The following is a 12822-nucleotide window of genomic DNA, read 5'->3' on the forward strand; positions in this document are numbered from 1 at the left end:
ATCTTTCGTGAAGGGCCCCCACCGTCGGTGGGGGCCTTTCGTGTTTCCGGGACAGGGCATCCGGCTCTGCAGTTTGTCCGCCCGCACGTTTCCGGGCCGGCATGCTCCCGGCCTGCCGGTCATGGGCCTGCGGTCAGGGGCCTGCGGGCCACAAGGAAGAATCTCAGGCGTTCCTCAACCGCTCGATCACCTCGGCCATCACCAGAGGGTTCTGGTACTCCCTCCAGAGGACGATTCTTCCGTCCCGCACCCTGAGGACCCCGATGAACGAGGAGGCGGCCCGTTCTCCGGTGGAGACGATGACGCCGCTGAGCACGTACTCGACGACGATCACTTCGGGGTCGGTCGTCTCGTGGATCGTCACGTCACGGATCTCGTCCAGTCTGTAGTGCCGCGCGAAAGCCGCCTGGTCGGGGCCGGTGAAACGGCGAATCGCCTCCGGTCCCTCGAAACGCCGCCTGCCCTCGGGAGCGAAGGGGATCTCGATGACGGTGTTCTCGGCGAGCTCGTCGGCGAGGGCGGCGGTGCCGTCCAGCCAGTGGTGTCGCATGCGGTCGAAGATCTCGATGGGCCCAGGGGGCACGATGGTTTCGGGCATGGCGAATCCCTTCGAGGACGGCGAATAAGATGAGTGGAAGCTCACTTCTATGATTGTGAGTGGAGACTCATGTTGTCAATGCCGTGCCGACGATGTGCCGGCCGCATCGGCGTCGGGACGGGAAGCGGCATCGGCCACCGGCATCGCGTCGATGACGTGGTGGCGGTGTCTTCTGCTCGGCAGGGAGAGGATGGGCTCATGACTTCGACAAAGTCGCCGGCGGACCGGCCGGACGACTCCGGCGGCGTCAAGCCGTTGCGCGCGGATGCCAGGCGGAACCGGGAACGCATCATCGCGGTGGCCGAGGCCGTCTTCGCGGAGAAGGGCCCTTCCGCGTCGACGGAGGAGGTCGCCGCCGGCGCGGGCGTCGCCATCGGGACGGTCTTCAAGCACTTCCCGACCAAGCAGGCGTTGCTCCAGGCCATCATGAAGGGCCTGCTGGAGCGGTTGAACGAACAACTGTCCGCGCTCGCCGCCGGTGACCGTCCCGGTGAGGGTCTCTTCACCTTCGTCACCGAGATGGTCGATCAGGCGGCGCGGAAGAGGACCGTCGTCACGCTGCTGGCCGAGACGGGGGTCGACCTTCAGGTCGCGGGTTCTCTCCAGTCGCTGCGCGAGGGGGTCGAGGCGCTCCTGGACCGCGCGCGGCGTGCCGGGACCGTTCGGGAGGACGTCCGGCTCGACGAGGTGCTGGCCCTGCTCACCGGGCTGTGCCACGGGGCGCTCCACGCGGGCTGGGACGTCGACCTCCAGCGCCGTACGCTGGCCATCGTGTTCGAGGGGTTGCGGGGTCAGCCGGACGCGGCGGCGCGGAGCAGGGGCTCGATCCGGTAGGGGACCTGGGTCGAGAGGGCGATCGTGGTGTCGGTCCGCTGGACCGCGGGGGAGGCGAGAACGCGGGCGATGATCCCCTGAAGGTCCGGCGTGCTGCGCGCGACCACCCTGCAGAGCAGGTCGGCCTGGCCGCTGGTGCCGTACACCTCCAGGATCTCCGGCACGGACTCCAGGGCTCGTACGGCCTCGTCCAGGCGGCCCTGGGCGATCTGTAGCGAGACGAAGGCGAGGATCGGGTATCCGGCGCCCTCCGGGGTGACCGTGGGGCCGAAGTCGGCGATGACGCCGCGGGCGGTGAGCTTCTCGACGCGGGCCTGCACGGTTCCGCGGGCCACGCCGAGCAGGCGGGCCAGCTCGGTCAGGCCGATGCGCGGGTGGGCCCGCATGGTGATCAGGAGGCGGCCGTCCAGCTCGTCGATCGACATTCTCACAGGGTCTCACCGCACTGGTCGAATCGACCAGTGGCCTTCGGAAGCCACCATGCGTTTCTGGGCGGATCGCCCAGAGGAACTGGTCGCTCTTGTCAACGTTTCCAGATATTGCTGTCATTTCCTTCATGTTCGAGGAAGCGCAGTACTTCGCACCGGTGGCGACCCGCGACGACGGCACGATCGAGGTCGAGCTCGGCGCCGGTCACCCCGGTTTCGCAGACCCGGTCTACCGCGCGCGCCGCAACGCGATCGCCGCGCTCGCGGTGGGATACGTGCCCGGTACGCCGATCCCGACGGCCGAGTACACCGACCAGGAACACGAGGTGTGGGCCCTGGTCAGTCGTGAACTCGCCCTCAAGCACCACAAGTACGCCACCTCCGAGTACGTGGACGCGGCGGAGCGGCTCAGGCTGCCGGCCGAGCGCATCCCGCAGCTCCAGGAGGTGGGGGACCTGCTGGAGCCGCTGACGGGCTTCCGCTACGTGCCGGCTGCCGGGCTGGTGCCGCTCAGGGACTTCTACGGGGTGCTGGCCGACGGCCTCTTCCACTCCACGCAGTACATCCGGCACCACTCCACGCCGCTGTACACGCCGGAGCCGGACGTGATCCACGAGGTGATCGGGCACGCCAACGCGCTCGCCTCCGACCGCTTCGCGCGGCTGTACCGCCTGGCCGGGCAGGCCGCCCGCCGGGTGGAGGGCAAGGAGGCGCTGGAGTTCGTCTCGAAGATCTTCTGGTTCACGATGGAGTTCGGCGTGATGACCGACCAGGGCGAGCTGCGGGCGTACGGCGCGGGCATCCTGTCCTCCTACGGGGAGATCGAGGAGTTCCGGGGGATGGACATCCGTCCGCTGGACATCGCGGCCATGGGCACCACGCACTACGACATCACGAAGTACCAGGACGTGCTGTTCAGGGCGGAGTCGATGGAACACCTCGAGGACGTCGTCGGAGGCTTCTGGGAGACCTGCGACGACGAGAGCATCGCCCGGATAACCGCCGCCGTTCGCTAAGGCCGGGCATCGATCCGGTACGACATTTCATGGCTCATGCCCTGTTTGGGGCTAGGTTCCACTTCATCGTCTTCCTGTCGCCCTCGGTTGGATATATCCCGATCGTGACGTAACAGGGGAGACGGTCGGGGTGGATGATGAGAGCCGGTAGCCGGGTGGCCGGGGTCGCGATCCTGCTGGTCACCGCGCAGGTCGCCGGGTGCGGTGCGCATCGGGGGGCCTCGCCGGTGAGCCCGTACTCCGCGACCCCGTCCTCCACGCCCCAGGCGGCGCCGACGCCCCCGATGTCCGTGGCGCCTCCGGGTGGGCCGTTCACCGCCGCCGACCCCCCGTCCCCCTTTCCCGGGAGCGCGCCGCCGTCCTCCGGACGGGCGCCGGGGGGCGAGTCGCCGCCTGTCCGTGCCGGCAGGCTGAGCCGCGGGCTCGACGCGTTCCTCGCGGCGTACGGCGGCCGGACCACCCTTTCGGTCCGGGACCTGACCACGGGCCGGCGCTACCGCTACCACCGTGCCCTGCGGCTGCCGACGGCGAGCGTCTCCAAGGTCGGCATCCTGGCGGCGCTGCTGCTCGAGACGCGGTGGCACGACCTCGGCCGGCGTGCCAGATCCGACGCCAGGAAGATGATCCGCTTCAGCGACAACGGCGCCGCGGATCGGCTGTACGAGCGGATCGGCCTGGAGAACGGCTTGGACATGGCGAACCGCAGGCTGGGCCTCAGACGGACCCACACGCCCGGTGGCCGCTGCGTCGACCTGTACTGCTGGGGAATCACGCGGACCACGGCCGAGGACCAGACCCGGCTGATCAGCGCGCTGGCCACGGACAGGAGCCCGCTGGCGCCCGCGAAACGCCGCCGGGTGCTCGACCTGATGGAGAGGGTGACCCCCGACCAGAAGTGGGGGATCAGCGCGGGCGCGTGCGAGGGAGACCGGGTGGCGCTGAAGAACGGCTGGCTGCGGCACGTGTCGAACGGGCGCTGGGTGGTCGTCAGCGCCGGGCTGATCCGCGGCCACGGACACGACTACGCGGTGGCCGTCCTCACCGAGGACAGTCTCAGCATGGGGGCCGGCATCGCCAAGATAGAGGGCGCGGTCGAGCGTGCCATGGCCGCCTTCCGGGGCCGGGCCGGCTGCGAGGCCGGTGAACCCGGCGGGACGGGCGAACCCGGCGGAACCGGTGAACCCGGTAGGACGGGCGAACCAGGTGGGACCGGCGGCGGGGCCGTTCGGGCCGGTGAGTCCGGCGGGGCCGGTCCGCCCGCCGAGACGCGGCAGACCGGTACGGCCGGCGGGGACTGACCGCTCCCGGGAGGGGCCACGGCGGGAACGGTCAGGCGGTCCTGCCGGCCAGGCGGTACCCCACCCCCCGGACGGTCTGGATCAGCCGGTCGTCGTTGTCGCCGAGGCGGGCGCGGAGACGCTTGACGTGCACCGCGATGGTGTTGGTCGACGTGGTGTCGGTGGAGTGCCAGACGTGCCGCATGATCTGCTCCCGCGTCACCGTGCGGTGGGCGTTGCGCATCAGGTAGTGCAGCAGCTCGAACTCGCGCAGCGGCAGGTGGACGATCCTGCCGTCGACGCTCACCTGGTAGGCGTTCACGTCCAGCTCCACCCCGCCGACCACGAGCGTCCCGCGGGTCGCGGAGTCGCCGGTGAACGCGGCGTGGATGAGCGGCAGCAGCTCGGGCACCCGGTACGGGCGGGCGACGCACGCGGTGGCCCCGGCCGCCAGCGCCTGGACGGCCTGCTGGGCGTGCCCCTCGCCTACTCCCAGCAGGACGGGTACGGCTCTGGTCAGCCGTACCGCGCGGACGAACTCGACCGCGCCGATGACCGGTAGCGAGGCGCTCACGAGCACGACGTCCGGCCGGAACGCCCCGGCCTGCAACAGGGCCTGGGCGCCGTCGGTGACGGCCATGACCTTCACGCCCTCGCGTTCCAGGGTCTCTGCGAGGTCATGGGCCATGGCCGCTTCCGGATCGGCCACCAGCAGCATGGGCGCCGTCCGTGTGTCCTCGTCCACCTCGGGTGCCGTTTGCGGCTGGATCACCCGGATCCTCCAATACGGGTTAGCCGAAGCGGCCGGTGATGTAGTCCTCGGTCCGCTTGTCGGTGGGGTTGGTGAAGATACGGCTGGTCTCGTCGAACTCCACCAGGCGGCCGTGCCGGACCCCGGCCTCGTCCACCTCGGCGGTGAAGAACGCCGTGCGGTCCGAGACGCGGGCGGCCTGCTGCATGTTGTGCGTGACGATCACGATCGTGTAGTCGCGCGTCAGCTCCTGCATCAGGTCCTCGATCTTGGTGGTCGCGATCGGGTCCAGGGCCGAGCAGGGCTCGTCCATCAGGATCACGTCCGGCTTCACCGCGATCGCCCGCGCGATGCACAGACGCTGCTGCTGGCCTCCGGAGAGGGAGAGCGCGTTCTGCTTGAGCTTGTCCTTGACCTCGTCCCAGAGCGCCGCCTTGGTCAGCGCGCCCTCGACGATCTGGTCCATGTTGCCCTTGACCCCGTTGACCCGGGGACCGTAGGCGATGTTGTCGTAGATCGACTTGGGGAAGGGGTTGGGCTTCTGGAAGACCATGCCGATCCGGCGGCGGACCTCGATCGGGTCCACGTGGTCGCCGTACAGGTCCTCGTCGTGATAGAGGATCTTGCCGGCCGCGCGGGCACCGGGGATGAGGTCGTTCATCCGGTTGAAGCAGCGCAGCACGGTGCTCTTGCCGCAGCCGGAGGGGCCGATCATGGCGGTGATCTCGCGGTTGCCGATGGTCAGGTCGACCCCGCGCACCGCCTCGTAGTCACCGTAGAAGACGCTGAGCCCGGAGACGGTGAAGACCGGGTCGAGGGCCTCGATGGTACGGGGGACTTCGGGTCCGCGCACGGTCACGTTCGGCACGGAGGTTCCAACTTCCGACATTTCTTACCTCACCAGCGCTTCTGGTAGCGGTTACGGAGCCAGATGGCGACCGAGTTCATCAGGAGCAGGATCGCCAGCAGGATCACGATCGCCGCCGCGGCGAGGATCGCGAACTCCTCCTGGGGACGGCTGATGAAGCTGTAGATCTGCAACGGCAGGACGGAGAAGCTGCTCCACACGCCTTCCGGGTTGAACCGGACCAGCGTCGCGGCGCCGAGCATCAGGAACGGGGCGGCCTCGCCGATCGCCCGGGAGAGCGCCAGGATCGAGCCCGTGGCGATGCCCGGGATCGACGCGGGCAGGACCTGGCGGTAGATGGTCTGCCACTGGGTCGCGCCCAGCGCCAGCGAGCCCTCGCGGATCGACGGCGGCACCGCGCGGATGGCCTCGCGGGCGGAGATGATCACGATGGGCAGCACGAGCAGCGAGATGGTGACCGCGCCGGTCATCACGGTGAAGCCGAACTGCATCCAGCGGGCGATGATGCCCAGGCCCAGGATGCCGTAGACGATCGAGGGAACGGCCGCCAGGTTGGAGATGTTCAGCTCGATCAGCCTGTTGTACCACTTGGTCTTGTCGGCGTACTCCTCGAGGTAGATCGCCGCGAGGATGCCGGTGGGCAGGGCCATGACCGCGGTCAGGCCGATGATCCACAGGGTGCCGAGGATGCCCGACTGGATGCCCGCGGTCTCCGGGCGCCGGATCGAGGGCTGGTTCTCCCACAGGATCGAGTTGAGCCGCGGCCAGCCCTCCTCGACCACGTAGATGATCAGCATGGCCAGGAACAGCAGGGCGACGGCCAGGCTGGCCATCAGCGCGATGCGGAAGAGGTGTTCCTTGAGCGGGCGTCCCTTGCTCGCCAGCTGTACGGCGGAGCGCGGGGTGGTGAGGATGGCCATCAGTCGTAGACCTCGCGATACTTCTGGACCATGCGGGCACTGAGGTAGTTCATCGCGAAGGTGATCACGAAGAGCAGGGACCCCACCGCGAAGATGGTCTTGTAGGCGATGGAACCGACCGAGGCGTCGCCGGAGCCGGCCTGGGCGATGAAGGCCGCCATGGTGGCCATCTCGTCGCCCGGGTAGAGCGTGAAGACCGACTTGAACCCGCCGGCGATGGCCACGATCATCGTCTCGCCCGCGGCCCGGGAGATCGCCAGGATGATGGCGGCGACGATGCCGGAGAACGCGGCGGGGACGACGACGCGCACCGAGGTGAGCATCTTGGAGGCGCCGAGGGCGTAGGAGCCCTCACGCAGTCCGTTCGGGACCGCGGCCATCGAGTCCTCCGACAGGGACGCGACGATCGGGATGATCATCACGCCGACGAGGAGGCCCGCGGCGAGCGCGTTCTTGCCGTCCAGGTTCAGGAAGGGGAAGACGTCCCTCAGGAGCGGGGTGACGAAGGTCAGGGCGAAGAAGCCGAAGACCACCGTGGGGATGCCCGCGAGGACCTCCAGCACCGGCTTGAAGATCTTACGGGTCCTGCGGGAGGCGTACTCCGACAGGTAGATCGCGGCGGCCAGGCCGAGCGGCACGGCGACCACCACGGCGATGAGGGTGATCTCCAGCGTCGCGACCAGGAGCGGCCACACGCCGAACGCCGGCGGGTTGAACAGCGGCCCCCAGTTGGTCGAACCGAAGAACTCACCCAGGCTCACCGTGGCGAAGAACTCGATGGTCGGTTCGAGGAGGGCGACGACGATGCCGACGGTGGTCGCCACCGACACCATCGCGGCCGCCAGCAGGACGGCCTTGATGACGGACTCGCCGTAACGCGGGCGCGACCGCGCCAGGGACCCGGAGGTCCCCGGAACGGTCGTGCGGTGCTGTGCCGACATCAGCCGGCGCTCTTCAGCGAGGTGATGTCAGCCTTGAGCTTGGCCTCCTGCTCGGCGTTGAGCGGGATGAACTTCGCGTCCTTGGCGATCGCGTTGATGTTGCCGGCGTAGAAGTCGAGGAAGGCAGCGACCTCGGGCCGCTTCACGGCGGTGGTGGAGGGGTAGACGAACAGCGAGCGGGCGAGCGGGGTGTACTTGCCGCCCTGGGCGCTCTCCACGCTCGGGGCCACGCAGCCCTCGCCGGAGTCGATCTCCACGGCCTTGAGCTTGTCGGCGTTCTCCTCGAAGTAGGTGAAGCCGAAGTAGCCCAGGCCGCCCTTGGCGCCCGCGACACCGGTGACGATGTCGTTGTCGTTCTCGCTCGGGCTGTAGTCCTTGCGGCTGGCGCCTTCCTCACCGTTGATCTCGTCGGTGAAGTAGTCGAAGGTGCCGGAGTCGGTGCCGGGGCCGTAGAGCTTGAGCTCCTCGGCCGGGAACTTGGCGTCGACGTCCTTCCAGGTCTTGACCTTGCCCTCGGCCGCCGGCTCCCACATCTTCTTGAGCTGGTCGGTGGTCAGGCAGGTGGCCCAGGTGTTCTCCTTGGGGACCACGACGGTCAGCGCGTCGACGGCCACCGTGAGCTCGGTGAACTTGATGCCCTTGGCGTCGCAGGCCGCCTTCTCCTCGTCCTTGATCGCACGGGAGGCGTTGGAGATGTCGGTCTCGCCGGCGCAGAACCTCTCGAAGCCGCCGCCGGTGCCCGAGGTGCCGACCGGCACCTTGACCTGCGGCTGCTCCTCGCTGAAGAGCTCGGAGGCCGCCTGGGTGAGGGGGGCCACGGTGCTGGAGCCGTCGATCTTGATCTCGCCGCTCAGCTGCGCGCCGCCCTCGCCGGTGGCGGCGGAGGGTGCGTTCGCGGCGGTGGTGCTGCCGTCACTGTTGGGCTTGGCGTCGCCACCGCATGCGGCCGCGAGCGAGACGACGAGCGCGGCCGTCGCCACCGCGCTGAGGCGGCGCTGTCCACTGGTCACGGTATGTTCCTTCTCCGTAGTGAGATCCGTTCTCGATGACTCCGATGTAACCGGGACAAAGTGAACGGAGATGAAACGAGCCATGACCGGGGCCGGAAGACGTGAGCCCGGGGATGTGAATATCGGGGCTTGACCGGGACCGTGCCGTCGCTTTCCGGATCGCGGGGAACGGCCGGGCCGTCGTGGCGTTCGCCTGGTACGGGGATGGCGGGCACGGCGGGCGAGGGGCCGGGACGTGCCGGCTCCGAGGAGTTCGGCCGGTCGTCACGCCGGGTGCGCCGATCCGTTCACCTTACGGACATCCGCCTGGGCGGACGGGGCCGGACGCGCGCACGCGTGGATCGGTCCAGGACGATCGTGCGGGCCGCCGGGGTCGGGGCGCCCGTGGCGGTGGAGGAGGGGCCGGGGGCGTCCGCGTGAGCGGGCCGGAGCGCCCCTGGCCGGTGCGGGCGGGCCTTGCGACGGGGACCGCCGGCGGGGCGGGCGGGCCTTGCGGCAGGATCCCGCCGGCGGGGCGGGCGGGTGGATCAGACGGGCAGCGTCAGGGGCCCGGAGCCCAGGCGCTCGAGCGCCGTGCCGTGCAGGGGGCCGTTGCTGCACAGCAGGCTGCCACCGTCGATGTCGGGAACGCCCGACAGGTCGGTCCAGATGCCGCCGGCCTCCTCGACGATCACGGTCAGCGCCGCGATGTCCCACCGGGAGAGCTCCGGTTCCGCCGAGACGTCGACCGCGCCTTCGGCGACGAGCATGTGGGACCAGAAGTCCCCGTAGGCGCGGCTGCGCCAGACGGAACGGTTCATGTCGAGGAACGCGTCGAGCTTCCCGGCCTCCTCCCAGCCGCTCAGGCTGGAGTAGGAGAACGAGGCGTCCTGCAGGGAGGTGACCGAGGAGACCTGGCAGCGGGTGGCCTTGGTGAGACTCCTGCCGGTCCAGGCGCCGCTGCCCTGGGCGGCCCACCAGCGGCGGCCCAGGGCCGGGGCCGAGACCAGGCCGACGACGACGCGGCCCTGGTCGAGCAGGGCGATGAGCGTGGCCCAGACGGGCACCCCGCGCACGTAGTTCTTGGTGCCGTCGATCGGGTCGACGATCCATGAGCGCTCGCCGTGGCCGCTCTCGCCGAACTCCTCGCCGATGACGGCGTCGCGCGGACGGGCACGGGAGAGGGTGTTGCGGATCGCCTTCTCGGCGGCCTGGTCGGCGTCGCTCACCGGGGTGAGATCGGGTTTCGTCTCCACCCGCAGGTCCATGGCCTTGAACCTGCGCATGGTCAGATCGTCGGCGGCGTCGGCCATGACGTGCGCCAGGCGGAGATCGTCGTTGTAACCCGTCACGGGGGGCAACGCTACCGTGTCGCCGACCGGACGGAGGAGAGCGGAGCAAGGCGGAACAATCGTGTCGCGTCCCACCAGTCACTGGGATAGCGCGTAAATCATCCGTCGACGGCGGGATTACCGGTGAGTAGCATTCCGGGCATGACCTTCGATGTGGGTGACCTCATGCTGCAGAGCGTCCCGTTCGCCAGGACGCTGGGCGTCTCGTTCGACAAGGTGGAACCCGGCCATGTCATCGCCCGGCTGGCCGACCGGGACGACCTGCACAACCACGTGGGCGGCGCGCACGCGGGAGTCCTGTTCAGCGTCGCCGAGACCGCCTCCGGTGCCACCATGCTCTCGGTCTTCGGTGACCAGTTGTCGAGGGCCACCCCCCTGGTCACGAACGCGACGATCCGCTACTCCAAGATCGCCAAGGGGGAGATCGTCGCCGAGGCGCGCCTCCAGGCGACCAGGGAGGAGGTCGTGGCCAGGCTGGACGCGGGGGAACGACCCGAGTTCGACGTCCTGATCGAGATCAGGACCGCCGACGGCACCCCGGTGTCCGAGATGACCGTCACCTGGACGTTCAAATCGCGACGCTGACGCGTCGCGGTGAGGTGTCTCATGGTGACGCTGACGCGTCGCGGTGAGTCCGCTTGGACCCGGCTGTTTCTTGGAGACTCGACCCGGTGCTGTGATCGGAAACGACCACCGGGTCGGCGTGCAGACGCTCGTACGGACGGGACAGACGCTGATCACGTCCGATCGGCGCTTGGAAGGCAGAGGTGCGCAACCCTGCGCCTCCTGGGCCGCCCGACTGAGGCGGCAGCCGCCGGGGCGATCGGCCCCTTGCGCCGGCAGCCTGAAATCTTCGCCCAACCCGGTAAACGTTCCCGGTCACAGCATCAGCGGCACAGGGGCCGCTCGGCGTTGGTCGTGGCCGCCGCTGTCCAGATCGTGCCGGTGACGCAGACCGTCCAGGTCGGTTCGACCACGATGATCGGCGTGTACAGGTCGTTGACGTCCGGGCGTTCCGTATGTTGCGCGGGCGGTGGATCGGCGAAATTCCCATAAACGGACACGCCGACCCGGTTGCCGTACGGCTTGTCGTCCAGGCGAATGATCCGTCCCCAGTTGGCCGAGCATCTTGCCGACCACAGGAGATGGAGCTGGTAGGAGCCTGCGACCTCGGTCATCGCTACCTGCTGGGCGTCCTCGGCGCATCCGCTGGCTATGGGATCGTCTCCGGTTTCCGCGCGACCGGGCTGCAAGAGCCAGTAGACGGCGAGACCCCCCGCGATCACTCCCAGGAGTGCGGAAAGGGCGCTCACCCCTATGGCTCGTGCTCGCGAGATCGTCCGTCCGGACGTGACGGTTTCAGGTGCCACCGGTTCTTGGTCGCTGTTGCCCCTCCTGTCTTTACATGTGGCCCATCTTCGTCGCCATTCGGGAAGCTGCGCCTCATCGACATCGCACGCGCGCAGGAATCCCCGGGTTGCCTCCCAGGTGGGAAAAGAGTGTGGCCGGGGGTTGATCACAGCGTTCAGGGTGGAGCGGGATATATCTACCCTGGCCGCCATTACGCTGAATTTGGGAGCCCCTGCTGCGGCATGCAGGGCGCGTAAAGAGTCGATGAAACCCTCGGGGGGTTCCGAAGTGAAGTTTTCCCCCTCCTTGGACATGGCGAAGATCCTTTCTGGCTTGCCGCGCGTAGCCCTGGGAGGGCAAGGCTCTCATATCACCACCTTCCGGCCGACGCCCGTTATCAAGCTGATGCCCGAGGTCAGGACCATCCGACGGATGAATCCGGATGAGTCTGGACCATCCGGACATGACATCTGTTGTGCCGCTGACGCGAGATATTCCATGCTCAAAACCGCCGTATCCAGGCAACTCGGTTCCTGTTCAAGGAAAGGATCGTCTCATGTCTCGTTTACGTCAGGCGGTATGCCTCGTGGTGGTGATGTTGGCAGCGATAGGGGTGTTCGCCACCCCGGGGGCCGCGAACTCGACAATCTGCATCGGTTACACGCAGTGTGAGACGCACGGCTACAACCGGAATCAGAGCTACTGGGGCGCTTTCTCCGGCGCCAACTGCACCAATTATGCCTCGTACATGCTCCAGCGTAATCAGGTTCCGCGACCGGGATCGCCGATGGGGAACGCGTGGGAGTGGAAAAGGTGGCGCACACCTGATGACGTATCGGCGGTGGGGGCCATCGCCTGGTGGGACAGGAGTCCTTCCAGGCCGAACGGGCATGTGGCCTATGTCGAGGAGGTTCGCGCCGGCGGAAACACGATCACCATCTCCGAGGACAACTACGGCGGAGACTTCTACTGGAAGACGCTGGATCGAGGTACGGCTGACTGGCCTGACGGGTTCCTCCACTTCAGGGACATCCCACCACCTGCATCAGGGACGCCACCGGGTTCTCCCGGAGCCATTGCGGCCCTGGAGCACGGTTCACGAGTCAACCTGCGTTGGGGCGCCGCCCCGAATGCCACCGACTACCAGATCTTCCGTGGCTCCCACCTGCTCGGGACCACGTCCAGTCCCACGTACCTCGATGTGAAGGTGTCGCCGGACCAGGCGTACCGGTACACGGTGGTGGCACGCAACGCTCATGGTTCCTCCAGTGCCGCGAGCGCATATGTTCAGACGAACGTCCAGTCGGGTGATCGTGCGTATCTGTCGACGAAGGACGGGCCTGCGGTGTGCGGGCGTGCGGGGACGCAGGCCAGTCAGTTCCTGGTGTGTAATGTCTTGAAGCCGAGTGGCTGGTACACGAGGTATTCGTCACCTGGTGATTGGGGTTATGCGGCTGATCGGTCGTGGGTGTCGAATGCCGATGGCAGTGTTTCGTAC

The 12822-nt window shown here is 68.2% G+C and carries 14 protein-coding genes; 5 read left to right on the top strand and 9 right to left on the bottom strand.

What is annotated here, in order from left to right; genetic code table 11:
- Positions 1–163: 163 nt before the first annotated feature.
- Entirely contained in the window at positions 164–598 is a 435-nt protein-coding gene (locus AB0G16_RS32000) for a nuclear transport factor 2 family protein (RefSeq protein ID WP_362813513.1), read from the bottom strand.
- A 198-nt stretch (positions 599–796) separates the two neighbouring features.
- Here AB0G16_RS32000 and AB0G16_RS32005 point away from each other — a divergent pair, with 198 nt between their 5' ends.
- Positions 797–1432: a TetR/AcrR family transcriptional regulator gene (locus AB0G16_RS32005; RefSeq protein WP_362813516.1), complete on the top strand. Its 636-nt coding sequence runs from the start codon at positions 797–799 to the stop codon at positions 1430–1432.
- On the opposite strand, the gene AB0G16_RS32010 is transcribed toward AB0G16_RS32005, so the two are convergent.
- Positions 1390–1857 carry an Lrp/AsnC family transcriptional regulator gene (locus AB0G16_RS32010; protein ID WP_362813519.1) on the bottom strand — a complete coding sequence of 156 codons (468 nt, stop codon included), beginning with the start codon at positions 1855–1857 and terminating at the stop codon, positions 1390–1392. The genes AB0G16_RS32005 and AB0G16_RS32010 overlap by 43 nt on opposite strands.
- 131 nt (positions 1858–1988) lie before the next feature.
- On the opposite strand from AB0G16_RS32010, the gene AB0G16_RS32015 reads away from it, so the two are divergent.
- Positions 1989–2876 (top strand): phenylalanine 4-monooxygenase, encoded by an 888-nt coding sequence (locus tag AB0G16_RS32015; protein ID WP_362813522.1) that lies wholly within the window; start codon positions 1989–1991, stop codon positions 2874–2876.
- 134 nt (positions 2877–3010) lie between these two features.
- Positions 3011–4174 (top strand): serine hydrolase, encoded by a 1164-nt coding sequence (locus AB0G16_RS32020; RefSeq protein ID WP_362813524.1) that lies wholly within the window; start codon positions 3011–3013, stop codon positions 4172–4174.
- Positions 4175–4205: 31 nt separating this feature from the next.
- On the opposite strand, the gene AB0G16_RS32025 is transcribed toward AB0G16_RS32020, so the two are convergent.
- The 6 genes from AB0G16_RS32025 to hisN all read right to left on the bottom strand — a co-directional run bounded on the left by AB0G16_RS32025 (position 4206) and on the right by hisN (position 9974).
- On the bottom strand, positions 4206–4925 hold the full coding sequence (locus tag AB0G16_RS32025) for a response regulator transcription factor (RefSeq protein ID WP_362813527.1): 720 nt from the start codon (positions 4923–4925) through the stop codon (positions 4206–4208).
- 19 nt (positions 4926–4944) lie between these two features.
- The gene (pstB, locus tag AB0G16_RS32030) at positions 4945–5793 is read right to left on the bottom strand and encodes a phosphate ABC transporter ATP-binding protein PstB (RefSeq protein WP_362813529.1); all 849 of its coding nucleotides are present in this window, start codon (positions 5791–5793) and stop codon (positions 4945–4947) included.
- An 8-nt stretch (positions 5794–5801) separates the two neighbouring features.
- Positions 5802–6692 (bottom strand): phosphate ABC transporter permease PstA, encoded by an 891-nt coding sequence (gene pstA, locus AB0G16_RS32035; RefSeq protein ID WP_362813532.1) that lies wholly within the window; start codon positions 6690–6692, stop codon positions 5802–5804.
- Positions 6692–7633, bottom strand: a complete 942-nt coding sequence (gene pstC, locus AB0G16_RS32040) for a phosphate ABC transporter permease subunit PstC (protein ID WP_362813535.1) — start codon at positions 7631–7633, stop codon at positions 6692–6694. The genes pstA and pstC overlap by 1 nt, the downstream gene beginning before the upstream one ends.
- Positions 7633–8643, bottom strand: coding sequence for a PstS family phosphate ABC transporter substrate-binding protein (locus AB0G16_RS32045; protein WP_362813536.1), 1011 nt, complete (start codon positions 8641–8643; stop codon positions 7633–7635). Before AB0G16_RS32045 ends, pstC begins: the two co-directional genes overlap by 1 nt.
- Before the next feature lie 527 nt (positions 8644–9170).
- The gene (hisN, locus tag AB0G16_RS32050; protein ID WP_362813539.1) at positions 9171–9974 is read right to left on the bottom strand and encodes a histidinol-phosphatase; all 804 of its coding nucleotides are present in this window, start codon (positions 9972–9974) and stop codon (positions 9171–9173) included.
- A 141-nt stretch (positions 9975–10115) separates the two neighbouring features.
- Between hisN and AB0G16_RS32055 the strand changes: the two genes are divergently transcribed.
- Entirely contained in the window at positions 10116–10559 is a 444-nt protein-coding gene (locus tag AB0G16_RS32055) for a DUF4442 domain-containing protein (protein ID WP_362813542.1), read from the top strand.
- Positions 10560–10861: 302 nt separating this feature from the next.
- On the opposite strand, the gene AB0G16_RS32060 is transcribed toward AB0G16_RS32055, so the two are convergent.
- The gene (locus AB0G16_RS32060) at positions 10862–11638 is read right to left on the bottom strand and encodes a DUF2690 domain-containing protein (protein ID WP_362813545.1); all 777 of its coding nucleotides are present in this window, start codon (positions 11636–11638) and stop codon (positions 10862–10864) included.
- 149 nt (positions 11639–11787) lie between these two features.
- On the opposite strand from AB0G16_RS32060, the gene AB0G16_RS32065 reads away from it, so the two are divergent.
- The coding region (locus AB0G16_RS32065) for a CHAP domain-containing protein (RefSeq protein ID WP_362813547.1) at positions 11788–12822 on the top strand (1035 nt) is incomplete at its 3' end.

This window comes from Streptosporangium sp. NPDC023615 (assembly GCF_040640155.1).
In the GTDB taxonomy this organism is placed as follows: Bacteria; Actinomycetota; Actinomycetes; order Streptosporangiales; family Streptosporangiaceae; genus Streptosporangium.